Here is a 14,937-nt window from a genome sequence, read left to right as displayed (position 1 = left end):
CCCCGGCCGCCCGGCCACCTGGAGGAACCTGCATGAAGCGCATCACCGCGGCCGCCGCGCTCGCCGCCGCCGCCCTCACCCTGGCCGCCTGCGGCTCGTCGTCCACCACCGCCGGATCGTCCGCGAGCAGCGCCACGAGCGCCGCCGCCTCGGCCGGGTCGTCGGCCACGTCCGGGTCGGCCGCCTCCGGCTCCGCCGTCGCCGCCCCCGCCGGTCTGATCTCCGACGGCGAGGTGAGCCTGTGCATCGACCCCGAGTACGCGCCCATGGAGTACTACGAGAACGGCACCAGCGGTGACCCGATCGGCTTCGACGCCGACGGTGCCCGCGCCCTGGCCGAGCTGTGGGGACTCCCGCTGACCTTCCAGGTCACCACCTTCGACGGGCTGATGCCGGCGCTGCAGGCCAAGCGCTGCGACATCCTGTGGTCGGCGCTCTACATGAGCGAGGAGCGCCTGCAGGTCGCCGACGCGACCGCCTTCATGAACACCGGCCCCGGGCTCATCGTGCCCACCGGTTCGGCCATCGCCACCGCCGACGACCTGTCCGGCAAGACCGTCGCGGTGCAGGGCGGCGGGGCGAACGAGAAGACCCTGGTGGACCTCTCGGCCGAGTTCGAGGCGGCCGGCAAGGCCCCGATCACCGTGCAGCCGTACCCCAAGACGGCCGAGACCGTCGCCGCCGTCACCAACGGCAAGGCCGATGCCCTCATCGAGACCGACGTGGCCTGCGCCGACATGGTGTCCAAGTCCGGCGGCAAGCTGACCATCGCCCCCGGGGTCTTCCCCACCGAGACCCAGTTCGGCGTGTTCACCGTCAAGGGCTCGCCGATGAGCGCCGCCGTGGCCGAGGGCATCGCCACGCTGACCGAGAACGGCACGCTGGCCACCATCGCCGAGAAGTACGGCCTGGACCCCAGCAAGATCCCCGCCGCGTCCTGATCACCGGGTAATTCCTCCGGCCGGGCCCGTCCGCGGCCCGGCCGGAGGTCTCGCACGAACACTCCCGCCCCGCCCCGTCCAGCCCGGAAGGTCTGCCCGCCATGGAGTTCGACACCACGATCTTCTGGGACGCGCTGACGTCGCAGGAGTACCTGGACGGCGCGGTGCTCTCGCTGGTGCTGGCCGCGGCCGCCCAGATCCTCGCCGTGATCATCGGTTTCGTGGTCGCCCTGGGCCGGGTGTCCAAGCGGCGCATCCCCCGCGGGATCGCCGCGGTCTACGTCTGGTTCTTCCGGGCCATCCCCACCCTGCTGGTGCTGTTGCTCATCTGGAACGCCGGGCCGCAGCTGTTCCCGGCCCTGCGCGAGGACTGGTTCTCCCCGTTCCTGGCCGGCCTGATCGGTCTGGCCGTCGTCGAGGCGGCGTACATGGCCGAGATCATCCGGTCGGCGCTGCTCAGCGTGGACGAGGGACAGGCCCTGGCCGCCCGGGCCCTGGGCCTCACCCCGGCCAAGGTGATGCGCAAGGTGCTGGTGCCGCAGGCCATCCGGGTCGCCCTGCCGCCCACCGGCAACGAGTTCATCGCGATGATCAAGTACACCTCGCTCGCGTCGGTGATCTCCCTGCGCGAGCTGCTCACCACCGCGCAGGTCGGGGTGTCGGTCACCTTCCGGTACGCCGAGTACTACGTCGCCGCCCTCGTCTACTACCTGGTGATCGTGAGCGTCGTGATGGCCCTGCAGGCGATGCTGGAACGCCGGTACCGGTGGGTGTCCAGGACCCCGCGCACCTGGCGACCGGGCCGCACCGCCTCGTCGGCCCTGGCTCCGAACGCGCCCGCCCCGAAGGAGGTCTCGGCATGAGCACGCCCACCACGGACGGCCCCCTGCTGCGGGTGACGGACCTGCACAAGACCTACGGTCGCACGGAGGTGCTCAAGGGGGTCGACTTCACCGTGGAGCGCGGCGAGGTCAAGGCCCTGCTCGGCCCGTCCGGCTCGGGCAAGTCGACCATCCTGCGCCTGATGGCCCTGCTGGAACGGCCCGACCGCGGCGAGATCCTGCTCGGCGGGCGACGTCTGGGGGTCCAGGCCACCGGTGGTCGCGTCGTGCACCTCGGCGAGCGGGAACTCGCCCGACAGCGGACCGACATCGGCATGGTGTTCCAGAAGTTCAACCTGTTCAACCACCTCGATGCCCTGCACAACGTGATGCTCGGGCTCACCCAGGTCCGCGGGGTCAAGCGTGCCGAGGCCAAGGAGCAGGCCGCCGCGATGCTGGCCCGGGTCGGCCTGGCGGAGCGGGCCCGGCACTTCCCGAGCGAGCTGTCCGGCGGGCAGCAGCAGCGGGTGGCCATCGCCCGCGCCCTGGTGATGAACCCGTCCGTGATGCTCTTCGACGAGCCGACGTCCGCCCTGGATCCGGAGCTGGTCGGCGAGGTCCTCGCCGTCATGGAGCAGCTCGCCGCGGACGGCATGACGATGGTCGTCGTCACCCACGAGACCCGGTTCGCCCGCCGGGTGGCGAACGAGGTGGCCATGTTCGACTCCGGTTCCATCGTCGAGCAGGCCCCGCCGGACGAGTTCTTCGACCATCCCCGGCACGAGCGCACGCGGAAGTTCCTCGAACACGTGCACTGACCGTCCCCGGCCCCGCACCCCGCCGTGATCCTCGTCCTGCCCTGACACAAGGAAGGCTCTGCTCAGCCATGCCCGCAGCCCACCCGACCCCGGCCGGGCCGTCCGCCCCCGCGGCCCGGCCGCTCGCGGTCTACACCGACCTGGACGACCTGGACGCCGGCCCCGGCGTGGACGTGCTGGAGCGGGCCGGGTTCGCGGTCAGCGTGCTGGAGACCCGGGACGCCGACGAGATCGTCGCGGCAGCCCGGGGTGCGGTGGCCCTGCTCGTCGGATACGCCCCGATCACCGCCGCGATGCTGGACGCCCTGCCCGACCTGCGGATCATCGCGCTGCTCTCCCGCGGCGCCGACACCGTGGACGTCCCCGCGGCGACCGCCCGCGGCATCTGGGTGGCCAATCTGGACGACCTGTCGTCCGACGAGGTCGCCGAGCACACCTGGGCGATGACGCTGACCCTGCTGCGCCGACTGCCGTTCTTCGCCGCCGCCGTCCGCCGCGGTGCGTGGCTGGCCCGTCCCGAACCGCCGCCGCGCCGGCTGTCGGAGGTGACGATCGGCCTGCTCGGTCTGGGCCGGATCGGGGCCAAGGTGGCCGCCCTCGCCGACGGGCACGTCGGCGGGATCGTCGGCTACGACCCGTACCTGCCGGAGTCCGCCACGCCGGCCGGGGTGCGGCGCACCGACCTGGACGAGGCGGTTCGCACCGCCGACGTGCTGTGCCTGCACCTGCCGCTGACCGCGGAGACCGGCGGCCTGGTGGACGCCGATCTGCTCGCCCGGATGCCCGCCGGGTCCTTCCTGGTCAACCCCTCGCGCGGCGGTCTCGTCGACCCCGCGGCGCTGGTCGCGGCACTGGACTCCGGGCATCTGGCCGGTGCCGCGCTCGACGTGCTGGACGTCGAGCCGCCGCCCGCCGACCACCCGCTGCTGCACCGCGACGACGTCGTCCTCACCCCGCACATCGGGTATCTCTCGGCCACCACCCGGCGCAGCTACCCGGAGTTCCAGGCCGGCAACGTCGTGGCCTGGCTCGAGACGGGCACCCCGCTCTCACCCCTCAACTCCCCCGCCCCCCGCTCGACAGAACGGAGCCTGTCGTGAAGTTCGGCGGCGCCATCCTCGACCTGCTCCACCGGACCTACGACGTGGACACCGTCTTCGGCATCCCCGGCGTGCACACCATCGAGCTGTACCGGGGCGTGCACGACGCCGCGCTGACCTCGGTGGTCCCCCGGCACGAGCAGGGGGCCGGGTTCATGGCCGACGGGTACGCCCGGGTCACCGGCCGACCCGGTGTCTGTCTGCTCGTCTCCGGGCCCGGCATGCTCAACGCCCTGACCCCGATCGCCCAGGCCTGGCACGACTCGGTACCCATGCTCGTCGTGGCGGCGACCACGGCCACCGCCGACCTCAAGCGGGGCCGCGGACCGCTGCACGACGTCGGCGACCAGGCCGCGATCGCCGAGCAGGTCACCGGGATCAGCCGCACCATCACCGACCCGGACGAGTTCGCGCAGGCGATGGCCGACGCCGCGACCCTGTGGGCCACCGGCCGCCCCCGCCCGGTGCACCTGGCCGTCCCGGTCGACCTGCTGTCCGCCGACACCGGCCCGATCACCCCGATCGCCCACGAGACCACCCCGCCCGCCGCCGATCCCGCCCTGGTGGCCCGGGCCGCCGGCCTGCTGGACGGAGCCGTGCGACCGCTCATCCTGGCCGGCGGCGGCGCCGGGCGGGCCGCGGCGCAGCTGCGCGCCCTGGCCGAACGCCTGGACGCCCCGGTGATCACCACCGGCAACGCCAAGGGTCTTCTGCCCGAGGACCACCCGCTGTCCATCGGCACCCTGCTGCCGTTCGCCCCGGTGCTCGACCTGCTCGCCGACGCCGACGTGGTGCTGGCCGTGGGCACCGAGTTCAGCGAGATCGACCGGCTGTACACCGGGGCGCCGCTGCGCATCCCGGGCGCCCTGATCCGGGTGGACATCGACCCCGGCCAGCTCGACGAACCCGTCCCGGCCACGATCGGCCTGGCCGCCGACGCCGCGACCACGCTGGATGCGTTGACGCAGACTGTGTCCACGTCGCCGGGGCGACTCGGCGCGGAACGGACCGCCACGGCCCGGGCCGTCACCTTCACCGCCCAGACGCAGGGCCACCGGCCGTGGCTCGACGCGGTGCGGAGCTCGCTCACGCCGGACAGCCTGGTCGTGCTGGACTCCACCCAGCTCGCCTACAGCGCCCTGCACGTCGTCCCGGCCACGTCGCCCGGGAGCTGGCTGGCCCCGTACGGGCTCGGCACCCTCGGGCCCGCCCTGCCGATGGGCATAGGCGCCCGGGTCGGTCGGCCCGGCGCCCCGGTGCTGGCCGTGGCCGGGGACGGCGGGGTGCTGTTCACCCTCCCCGAGCTGGCCACCGCGGTGGACGTGACCGCGTCCACCGGCACCGGGCTGACCCTGCTCGTCTGGGACAACCGCGGGTACGCCGAGATCCGCGACTCCTTCGACCGGGCCGGGGCTCCCCGGGTCGGCACCGAGACCAGCGCCCACGATCTGGTGGCCATCGCCGCCGGGTTCGGCGCCCACGCCGAGCGGGTCGACGACCCGGCGGCGCTGGCTACGGCCCTGTCGGCGGCCGCAGAGCGGCCCGGGGTGTCCGTCGTGGTCGCCACCGATCCCACGGGGCCGGCCGGCTGACCCACGCCCCGTTCCGCGTCACCCGGCCCCAGCACGACCATCGCGCACCGACACCGCAGGAGCTGCCCGTGTTCTCCGTCCACACCCCCCGGATCCAGGCCGGCCCCGACGCCCCCCTCGGCCCGGTGAACGCCGCCCTGGTCCCGCGCTACGCGGGGGCGGCCACCTACGCCCGGCTGCCGCGGCTGGACGAGGTCGGCCACGCCGACATCGCCCTGCTGGGCATCCCTTTCGACACCGGGGTCTCCTACCGACCCGGGGCGCGGTTCGGTCCGGCGGCCATCCGTGAGGCGTCCCGGTTGCTGCGCCCGTACCACCCGGCTCTGGACACCAGCCCGTTCGCGGCGGTGCAGGTGGCCGACGCCGGCGACCTCGCCGTGAACCCGTTCGACATCGCGGAGGCGTTGGCCACCATCGAGACCCAGGTCGGCGAGCTGATCGCCGACGGAACGGTGCCGGTCTGCATGGGCGGCGACCACACCATCGCCCTGCCGCTGCTGCGGGCCATGCACCGCGCCCACGGCCCGATGGCGGTGCTGCACTTCGACGCGCACCTGGACACCTGGGACAGCTACTTCGGTGCCGACTACACCCACGGCACCCCGTTCCGCCGGGCGTCGGAGGAGGGGCTGCTCGACCTGGACGCGCTCAGCCACGTCGGCACCCGCGGCCCGCTGTACGCCGCCGAGGACCTCAGCGAGGACGCCCGGCTCGGCTTCGGCATCGTCACCTCCTCCGACGTCGGGCGGCGCGGGGTCGACGCGGTGGCCGCGAGCCTGACGGAGCGCATCGGCGACCGGCCGTTGTACCTGTCCATCGACATCGATGTGCTCGACCCCGCCCACGCCCCCGGCACCGGCACCCCGGAGGCGGGCGGGCTGACCAGCCGGGAGCTGCTGGAACTGCTGCGCGCACTGGACGGGGTCAACCTGGTCGGCGCCGACGTGGTCGAGGTGGCCCCCGCCTACGACCATGCCGACATCACCGCCGTGGCCGCTTCGCACGTGCTCTACGACCTGGTGACGCTCATCGCCCGGCGGCTCGGCCGGGCGCGCTGACCGGCGCCTCCCCGGCTCAGCCCGCTCCGTCCTGGTAGCGCTCCTTGACCAACCGCAGATGCGTCCAGCTCCGCAGCCCGCTCACCCCGGGAACCTGGCGCAGCGCGTCGAGCTCGTCGGCGAGGCCGGCCGGGGAGTCGGCGCGCACCGTGCAGATCACGGACCACCGGCCGAGGGCAGAGGCCAGGTAGGTGACGCGCGGGCGACGGCCGATCGCGTCGAGGACGGCGGGCAGGTCGCCGCGCACGGTCAACGCGGCACCGGCCTGCAGGACGCCCACAGCCGCGGGGCGCAGCCGTACCCCGATGTGCAGCACCCCCTCCTCGCGGAGCCGCAGCACCCGCATCCGGGTCGCCCCCACCGACAGTCCGACGGCCTCGGCCAGGGCCGCGAACGACAGCCGCCCGTCGACCTGGAGCCGGGCCAGCAGCGACCGGTCGATCGCGTCCACGGCCACCGGCCCGGCGGGCCGGGGCGGGACCGCCGCGTCGGTGAGGATGTCCACGTAGCTGCAGGTCTCGATGCCGGCCACGGCGGGCAGCGCGGCGAGATCGGCGACGACGGCCGCCACCCCCCGCTGATCGGCGGCCCGCACCTCGGCCACCACCCCGACCGCACCGGAGACCACCGACACGAACGGGACCTCCGCCCGGGCGGCGAGGGCCTGCGCGGTGGCGAGCGCGGGCCCGGCGGGCTCCACGAGCAGCAGGGCGTAGGCGTCGAGACCGAAGACGGTGGGGTGCACGATGCCCAGGACGTCGACCACCTCGGTCAGCAAGCGGGCGGTCCGGGCGCGCACGGTCGACCGATGCAGGCCGGTCACCCGCGCCAGGGTCTCCAGCGACGCCCGGCCGTCCTGGCTGAGCGCCGCGAGCAGGGCCTCGTCGGCGACGTCCAGCGGTGCGCCCGTCATCCCGCCCCCGTGTTTCCGTCGGATCAATTCTGCCGTTCGTGACGGTTCTCGCCATCGATTCCGCCGAACGGTGACCTAGTCTGTCACCAGATCAGCCGTTCCCCCGCCGCCGCGCCGCAATCCTGAAAGGTCTGGCTCCGTGCCGTCCGACGCCACCGCACCTGTCCTGCGCACCTACCAGTCGCTCTGGGCGATGGAGGGACTGCCGTACCGCAGCGACACCGGATGGAGCCTGGAGCAACGGGTCGAACTGATCGCCGCGGCCGGGTTCGACGGGCTGGCGGTCGATCTCGGGGCCAAGGAGGCGCCGACCGCCGCCGAGCTGGCTCCGCCGGCCGCCGCCGCGTCCCTGCGCACCGCCGTCTTCGCATTCGTCGACTCCGACCCCGCGCTGGACACCGCCCTGGAGTACGCCGCCTCCATCGGCGCCCCCGACATGGTGGTGTGCGGCCAGGTCTTCGATCCCGACCCGGTCCGACTGGCCGACGTCGTGCACGGCTGGCACACCCGGGCCGCGGCCGCCGGGGTGGACCTGCAGCTGGAGACCCACCGCAACACCATGACCAACGATCTGCGCGCCACCGTCCGACTGCTGGCCGAGCTCGATCCCACCGTCGACCTGGCCATCGACCTGTCCCACCACGTCTGCGGCTGCGAACTGCCCGACGAGCCCATCCCGGAGATCGAGGACCTCATCGCTGCTCTGCTGGCGCGCACAGGGTCCGTGCAGGGCCGGGTGGCCTCCCGGTGCCAGGTGCAGGTGCCGCTCGACTTCCCGGCCCACCAGCGGTGGGTGGAGCGGTTCCGCGGGTGGTGGCAGGACGGGTTCGCCGCAATCCTGCAGCGGCACGCCGACGGCAGCCGCCCCGCCACCGACGTGATGTTCTGCGCCGAGCTCGGCACCCGCCCGTACGCCATCGTCGGTGCCGACGGGCACGAGCTGTCCGACCGGTGGGCCGAGGCGCTCACCCTGCGCACCTGGGCCCAGGAGGCCTTCGCCGCAGCAGAATCGGCATCAGCAGCCACCACCACCGCGCCCGCCACACCGTCCACCGCCAGCACGTCCGAGCCGGAGACCACCTGATGAGCACCGACGTCGACGCCCCCACGACCGCCCGGCCCGGCACGGTCTCCGGATCCGGCAACGTGATCGTGTCCGGCCCGTTGGACGACCGGCCCAGCGGCCGGGCGATCCTGCCCGCCCGTTCGTACACCGGCCGCGCCGAGTTCGACCACGAGCAGCAGGCCATCTTCTCCAGCGGCTGGGTGTGGGCCGGGTTCACCCACTGGGTCGCCGCGCCCGGGGACGTGAAACCCCTGACCGTGGGCGGCAGACCGCTGCTCATGATGCGCGGTGACGACGAGGTCGTCCGGGTGTTCCACAACGCCTGCCGGCACCGCGGGATGGCCTTGACCGAGGAGCCGATCCAGGTCACCAAGCGCATCCAGTGCGCCTACCACTGCTGGTCGTACAACCTGGACGGCTCGCTGGCCGTCGCCCCGCACTACAAGCGGGAACGCCGCACCTCACCGGACACCGAGGTCAAGGACGCCCTGGGGCTGCTGCCGGTGGCCAGCGAGTCCTGGGCGGGCATGGTGTTCGTCAACCTGATGGGCGGCGATCTGGACGCGGTCGCTCCGCCGCTGGCCGATCTGCTCGCCCCCCTGCAGCAGCGGTGGGCGCACATCGACATGGACCGGCTGCACCTGACCCAGGAGCGTCCGTTCGACATCGACGCCAACTGGAAGCTGGTGGTGGAGAACTTCCTGGACTTCTACCACCTGCCGTTCATCCACCCGCAGGTCGGCAGTGTCGCGGCGTCGCTGGACGTCGACGACGTGGTGGTGGACAGCGAGATCCTCGGCGGCTGCTACCCGCGGGGGGCGGCGGGCAAGGCCGCCAAGACCGACCAGCCGCTGCCCTGGCTGGGCGACGTGCCCGCCGAGATGCTCGAGCGGCAGGACATCTTCTGCGTCTTCCCCAACGCCCTGCTGTTCCTGGAGGCGGACTGGTTCCAGGTGATCGGGTTCGAGCCGATCGCACCGGACCGTACCGTCGAGCACATGGCTGTCTTCGTCGATCGTGCCGCCGGGAACGAGGACTTCGCCCCGGCCCTCAAGCGGCTGTGCGAGGTCCTGTACGAGGTGAACGAGCAGGACCTGCCGATCCTGCACAAGCTGCAGGCCGGCCGGCACTCGCCGGGTTCTGACCGCACCAGCCTGGTGTCCTACTGGGACCAGATCACCGCCCACTTCCAGGCACTGGTGGCCCGCCGGGCCGGGTACAGCGGATGACGGCCGTCACCGGGACGGTCGGGACGGCCCGCACCGCGCCCACCACCTCCAGCCTGACCACCTCCCCGGTGACCACTGTGCGGGTCCGCCAGATCCGGTGGGAGGCCGAGGGAGTCGTCTCGATCACGCTGGGTCGGGACGACGCGTCCCCGCTGCCCGGCTGGGAGCCCGGCGAGCACCTCGACCTGCACCTGCGGGAGGGGCGCATCCGGCAGTACTCGCTCTGCGGGGACCCGCAGGACCGGACGACCTGGACCGTCGCGGTGCGCCTGGAGCCCGAGGGCAACGGCGGATCCCGCCACGTCCACGACGGGCTGCGGGTGGGTGAGCTGGTCGAGATCACCGGTCCTCGGCAACGTTTCGCCCTGCGGGACGCCCCGGGCTACCTCTTCGTGGCCGGCGGGATCGGTATCACCCCGCTGCTGCCGATGGTCGTGCGGGCAGCCCGGCTCGGCCTGCCGTGGCGGCTGCTGTACGCCGGCACCCGTCGCTCGACCCTGCCGTTCCTGGACGTGCTGGCCCGGTACGGCGACCAGGTCCAGGTCTTCGCGACCCGTGAGGGTGCGCCGCTGGACCTGGCCACCACCCTCCCGACCGCCCTGGCCGACCTGCCGGCGGGCTCCCCGGTCTACTGCTGCGGGCCGGACCGGATGCTGGACGCGGTCACGGGACTGGTGGGACCGGGATCGCTGGTCAGCGAACGCTTCCGACCCACCCTCATCGCCCCGCCGCCGGATGCGCTGGCCGGTGGGTTCGAGGTCGAGGTCGGTGCGGGTGGCCAGGTGCTGGTGGTCTCCCCCGACGACGCCATGATCGACGTGCTGCTCGACGCCGGGGTCGACATCGAGTACTCCTGCCGCGAGGGCATCTGCGGGACGTGCGAGACCGGCGTCCTGGCCGGGGTGCCGGACCACCGCGACAACGTGCTCACCGAGGCCGAACGGGCCGCCGGCACGCTCGTCTTCCCGTGCGTCTCGCGCTCGCTCACCGCGCGGCTCACCCTTGACCTCTGACCTGCGCCGATCCCCCGATGTCGGCCCTGTGGACGACTCGGGCCGGTGTCCGGGCTGCCCTCCCGTCCGCGTGACGGCCCCACCGGGTGGCCGGGAGGCAACCGGCGGTCCAGGAGGTGCACCACTGATCGCGGCCGCCATCACGGGCGAACGATCGGCGGCGCGGCTACCGTCGGCGCGGTGGGCAGGACGAGCCCGCCCACGTGACCCGAGGAGACGTCATGCCGGACCCGACCAGCGCAGTGGACCCCGAGCGTGACAGCACCGAGGTGATCGCCGACCGCGACCAGGACTTCCGGGACGCGCCGGAGCTGGGCACGGACGACGACGAGGGTGCCCGTCGACTCCCGACCCGCCGGGACGACACCGAGGACCTCGAGGACTGACCGACCGCCGACCCGGCCGGGGTGGGCCGGCCGCACCTCCCGGCCCATCCACCTCCCGACCCACGCACCCCTCGACCCACACCCCCTGGTGACCGGGTAGGGTCTGCCGCGTGGCGCGCACCCCGGCGTCCGACGGCCCGTTCGTGGCCGCCGGCCTGCTCCTTCCTCGCCGCGACGGAGTCTGATCGTCCGACTGGCTCCTCCGTCGCGGGAGTTCGTGCTGCCGGTCTCTTCCCTGCGGGCACCGGCCCGCGCACACCGTGAGGACTCCCCGCATGACCACCTCCCCCACCTCCCGCGTCCAGACCCCGGTCGGCGACATCCCCGCCGGGCAGGCGGACCACAACCGGCAGCGCGGATCGCAGATGCCGTTCGGCCGGTACACCCCGTTCACCCCCATCGACCTGCCCGACCGCACCTGGCCGGCGAAGACGATCACCCAGGCGCCGCTGTGGTGCGCGGTCGACCTGCGTGACGGCAACCAGGCGCTGATCGACCCGATGACCCCGGCGCGCAAGCGACGAATGTTCGACCTGCTGGTCGCCATGGGCTACAAGGAGATCGAGGTCGGCTTCCCGGCGGCCAGCCAGACCGACTTCGACTTCGTCCGCGAGATCATCGAGCAGGACGCGATCCCGGCCGACGTCCGGATCCAGGTGCTGACCCAGGCCCGACCCGAGCTCATCGCCCGCACCTTCGAGGCCGTGGAGGGTGCCCACTCGGCGATCGTCCACCTGTACAACTCCACCTCCACGCTGCAGCGGCGGGTCGTGTTCGGGCAGGACCGGGCCGGCATCGCCCGGATCGCCACCGACGGCGCCGAGGAGGTCGCCCGCTGGGCGGAGAAGTACCCGGACACCGACTGGCGCTTCGAGTACTCGCCGGAGTCCTACACCGGCACCGAGCTGGAGTACGCGGTCGACGTGGTCAACCAGGTGTCGGCCATCTGGCAGCCGACCCCCGAGCGGCCGATGATCGTCAACCTGCCGGCCACCGTCGAGATGGCCACGCCCAACGTGTACGCCGACTCCATCGAGTGGATGCACCGCAACCTGGAACGCCGCGACTCCATCGTGCTGTCGCTGCACCCGCACAACGACCGGGGCACCGCCGTCGCCGCCGCCGAGCTGGGCTATCTGGCCGGGGCCGACCGCATCGAGGGGTGCCTGTTCGGGAACGGCGAGCGCACCGGCAACGTGTGCCTGGTGACGTTGGGGCTCAACCTGTTCAGCCAGGGGGTCGATCCGCAGATCGACTTCTCCGACATCGACGAGATCCGCCGCACCGTCGAGTACTGCAACCAGCTGGCCGTCCCCGAGCGGCACCCCTACGGCGGCGACCTGGTCTACACCGCGTTCTCCGGCTCCCACCAGGACGCCATCAAGAAGGGGTTCGACCACCTGCAGCGGGATGCCGCCGCAGCCGGCGTGGCGGTCGACGACTTCACCTGGGCGGTGCCGTACCTGCCGATCGACCCGAAGGACGTCGGCCGTACCTACGAGGCGGTCATCCGGGTCAACTCGCAGTCCGGCAAGGGCGGCGTCGCCTACATCATGAAGACCGAGTACGGCCTGGATCTGCCGCGTCGGCTGCAGATCGAGTTCTCGCGCGTGGTCCAGGAGCACACCGACAGCGAGGGCGGCGAGGTCGCCCCCAAGGCGATGTGGTCGTTCTTCGCCGACGAGTACCTGCAGCGCACCGAGCCGCTGACGCTGATCCGGGCGCGCGTCGACAGCCCCGACGTGGCCGACACCCCCGGCACCCAGGACGACGGCAACCGCGACCAGGTCGCCGCACGGATCGTCAGCCGGGGTGAGGAACAGGTGATCCGGGGTTCGGGCAACGGCCCGCTCGCCGCATTCTGCGATGCCCTGGGCACCGCCGGGCACGACGTGCGGGTCCTGGACTACGTCGAGCACGCGCTGTCCGCCGGTGGTGATGCGCAGGCCGCGGCCTACGTGGAGTGCTCGCTGGACGGACGGGTGGTGTGGGGCGTGGGGATCGACCCCTCCATCACCAAGGCCTCGCTCAAGGCCGTGGTGTCGGCGATCAACCGTTCGGCGGCCACCGCACCCGCCCAGGACTGACCGCCCCGCCGTCTCGCGGCGCCCTGCGGGGGAGACCCATCGGGTCTCCCCCGCAGCGCCGTCCGTGGCGACGGAAGTGCTGTCCCTGACGCGGGCACGGCGTCGGTGGCGCCGGCACGGCACTATCCGGCCGACCCCGCCTCCCGGGCCTCCTGCTCGCGGGTGGCCATCCCGCCGTGCCCACCCTGTTCGGTCGGGCCCGGCTGCAGGTTGACCGCACCCTGGTCGTGCTGGGTCAGCCGTTCGTCCGCGGTATTGCCGTCGCCGTCCGGGACGATCGGCGGTTCGGTGGTGACCGGGTGGTCACCGTCGGCCGGGGCGTGGGCGGCACTGCGGGGGTCGTCACTGCGGGGGTCGTCACTGCGGGAGTCGTCACTGCGGGAGTCGTCACTGCGGGAGTCGCTGTCCATGGCCCCACTCTGCCTCCCCGGCCGCAGGGCGGTCCCGCCGAGCCCGCGGACGGCGTCGCCGCCCCGGCAGGAGCGGCGGCCCCACGACCCGGCACACTTCCCCCATGCCGCAGCCCACCCCGTCCCCGTCCGGCCCCGACCCGGGCTCCGCCGACTTCTGGGACCGGGCGGACCGGTACCTGGTCCGCTACGGGGCCGCCTTCGTCCCGCGCATCATCGCCCGGTCGGCGGGCAGCTACGTCTACGACGAGAACGACGCCGCGATCCTGGACTTCACCTCCGGGCAGATGAGCGCCATCCTCGGGCACGGCCACCCCGACGTGGTCGCGACGGTGACCGAGTCGGTCACGCACCTGGACCACCTGTTCTCCGGGATGCTCAGCCGGCCCGTGGTCGACCTGGCCACCGAACTGGCGGCGACCCTCCCGGAATCGCTGTCCCGCACCCTGTTGCTGACCACCGGCGCGGAGGCGAACGAGGCGGCCCTGCGGATGGCCAAGCTGGCCACCGGCCGGTACGAGATCGTCTCCTTCGACCGGTCGTGGCACGGGATGACGTCCGGCGCGGCCGCGGCGACCTACAGTGCCGGGCGGCGCGGCTACGGACCCGCCGTTCCGGGCAACCTGTCCCTGCCCACCCCCGATGCCTACCGCTCGCCCTTCCGGACACCGGACGGCACCCACGACTGGCGGACCGAACTCGACTGGGGGTTCGCCCGGATCGACGCCCAGTCCACCGGCAGCCTGGCCGCCTGCCTGGTCGAACCGATCCTGTCCTCCGGCGGCATCATCGAGCTGCCCGAGGGGTATCTGGCCGCACTGCAGGCGCACTGCGTCGCCCGCGGCATGCTGCTCATCCTCGACGAGGCCCAGACCGGTCTCGGGCGGACCGGCACCATGTACGCCTTCGAACGGGACGGGGTCGTGCCCGACCTGCTCACCCTGTCCAAGACACTCGGCGCGGGCCTGCCGGTCGCTGCGGTGCTGACCTCGCCGGAGATCGAGAGCCTGTGCCACGAACGGGGTTTCCTGTTCTACACCACGCACGTCTCCGACCCGCTGGCCGCCTCGGTGGCGCGCACCGTGCTACGGGTCATCGCCCGCGACGGCCTGGTGGCCCGGACGGCCGAGCTGGGTGGGCGCCTGCGAGAAGGGCTGCTGGACCTGCAGTCCCGCCACGAGTGCATCGGTGACGTGCGCGGCCGCGGTCTGCTGCAGGGCATCGAGCTGGTCACCGACCGGTCGACCCGCGCCCCGGCCGACGCCCTGGGCCGGGCGACCACCGCGGCCTGCCTGGATCTCGGTCTGCACATGAACGTCGTCCAGTTGCCCGGGATGGGCGGGGTGTTCCGCATCGCCCCGCCGTTGACCATCAGCGACGCGGAACTGGACGCCGGTCTGGACATCCTCGATCGGGCGCTGACCACCGCCGGCGGATGATGATGTCGCGGTGACGGATGCCGCCCGCCGCGCCGCCGGCCCTGCCCGACGCGCGGTATAGCGT

14 protein-coding genes are annotated in these 14,937 nt (G+C 73.0%); 12 read left to right on the top strand and 2 right to left on the bottom strand.

The window, feature by feature from the left end:
• Positions 1-32: 32 nt before the first annotated feature.
• From J2S58_RS16175 to speB, 6 genes are all read left to right on the top strand, one after another.
• Entirely contained in the window at positions 33-941 is a 909-nt protein-coding gene (locus J2S58_RS16175) for a transporter substrate-binding domain-containing protein (RefSeq protein WP_205256369.1), read from the top strand.
• 101 nt (positions 942-1,042) lie between these two features.
• Complete coding sequence (locus J2S58_RS16170; protein ID WP_205256370.1) at positions 1,043-1,804, top strand: amino acid ABC transporter permease; 762 nt, start codon at positions 1,043-1,045, stop codon at positions 1,802-1,804.
• A complete protein-coding gene (locus tag J2S58_RS16165; RefSeq protein ID WP_275889325.1) occupies positions 1,801-2,580 on the top strand; it encodes an amino acid ABC transporter ATP-binding protein in 780 nt (259 codons plus the stop codon). The genes J2S58_RS16170 and J2S58_RS16165 overlap by 4 nt, the downstream gene beginning before the upstream one ends.
• A gap of 68 nt (positions 2,581-2,648) precedes the next feature.
• Positions 2,649-3,680 (top strand): C-terminal binding protein, encoded by a 1,032-nt coding sequence (locus tag J2S58_RS16160; RefSeq protein ID WP_205256371.1) that lies wholly within the window; start codon positions 2,649-2,651, stop codon positions 3,678-3,680.
• Entirely contained in the window at positions 3,677-5,272 is a 1,596-nt protein-coding gene (locus J2S58_RS16155; RefSeq protein ID WP_205256372.1) for a 5-guanidino-2-oxopentanoate decarboxylase, read from the top strand. The genes J2S58_RS16160 and J2S58_RS16155 overlap by 4 nt, the downstream gene beginning before the upstream one ends.
• A gap of 68 nt (positions 5,273-5,340) precedes the next feature.
• Positions 5,341-6,330, top strand: coding sequence for an agmatinase (speB, locus tag J2S58_RS16150; RefSeq protein WP_306828909.1), 990 nt, complete (start codon positions 5,341-5,343; stop codon positions 6,328-6,330).
• Positions 6,331-6,346: 16 nt separating this feature from the next.
• On the opposite strand, the gene J2S58_RS16145 is transcribed toward speB, so the two are convergent.
• A complete protein-coding gene (locus tag J2S58_RS16145) occupies positions 6,347-7,243 on the bottom strand; it encodes an AsnC family transcriptional regulator (RefSeq protein WP_205256373.1) in 897 nt (298 codons plus the stop codon).
• A 139-nt stretch (positions 7,244-7,382) separates the two neighbouring features.
• Here J2S58_RS16145 and J2S58_RS16140 point away from each other — a divergent pair, with 139 nt between their 5' ends.
• The 5 genes from J2S58_RS16140 to leuA all read left to right on the top strand — a co-directional run bounded on the left by J2S58_RS16140 (position 7,383) and on the right by leuA (position 13,024).
• Positions 7,383-8,327 carry a sugar phosphate isomerase/epimerase family protein gene (locus J2S58_RS16140; protein WP_205256374.1) on the top strand — a complete coding sequence of 315 codons (945 nt, stop codon included), beginning with the start codon at positions 7,383-7,385 and terminating at the stop codon, positions 8,325-8,327.
• A complete protein-coding gene (locus tag J2S58_RS16135) occupies positions 8,327-9,538 on the top strand; it encodes an aromatic ring-hydroxylating oxygenase subunit alpha (RefSeq protein ID WP_205256375.1) in 1,212 nt (403 codons plus the stop codon). Before J2S58_RS16140 ends, J2S58_RS16135 begins: the two co-directional genes overlap by 1 nt.
• Positions 9,535-10,551 (top strand): PDR/VanB family oxidoreductase, encoded by a 1,017-nt coding sequence (locus J2S58_RS16130; protein ID WP_205256376.1) that lies wholly within the window; start codon positions 9,535-9,537, stop codon positions 10,549-10,551. Before J2S58_RS16135 ends, J2S58_RS16130 begins: the two co-directional genes overlap by 4 nt.
• A 221-nt stretch (positions 10,552-10,772) precedes the next feature.
• Entirely contained in the window at positions 10,773-10,937 is a 165-nt protein-coding gene (locus J2S58_RS16125) for a hypothetical protein (RefSeq protein ID WP_205256377.1), read from the top strand.
• A gap of 275 nt (positions 10,938-11,212) precedes the next feature.
• The gene (leuA, locus tag J2S58_RS16120; protein WP_205256378.1) at positions 11,213-13,024 is read left to right on the top strand and encodes a 2-isopropylmalate synthase; all 1,812 of its coding nucleotides are present in this window, start codon (positions 11,213-11,215) and stop codon (positions 13,022-13,024) included.
• A 122-nt stretch (positions 13,025-13,146) separates the two neighbouring features.
• On the opposite strand, the gene J2S58_RS16115 is transcribed toward leuA, so the two are convergent.
• Positions 13,147-13,434 carry a hypothetical protein gene (locus J2S58_RS16115; RefSeq protein WP_205256379.1) on the bottom strand — a complete coding sequence of 96 codons (288 nt, stop codon included), beginning with the start codon at positions 13,432-13,434 and terminating at the stop codon, positions 13,147-13,149.
• A gap of 104 nt (positions 13,435-13,538) precedes the next feature.
• Between J2S58_RS16115 and J2S58_RS16110 the strand changes: the two genes are divergently transcribed.
• Entirely contained in the window at positions 13,539-14,873 is a 1,335-nt protein-coding gene (locus J2S58_RS16110) for an aspartate aminotransferase family protein (protein ID WP_205256380.1), read from the top strand.
• The last annotated feature ends 64 nt before the right edge of the window (positions 14,874-14,937 follow it).

Source organism: Nakamurella flavida (assembly GCF_030811475.1).
Classification (GTDB): Bacteria; Actinomycetota; Actinomycetes; order Mycobacteriales; family Nakamurellaceae; genus Nakamurella; species Nakamurella flavida.
Note: the sequence above shows the minus strand (reverse complement) of the source record. Positions and strands in the feature narration are given on the sequence as shown.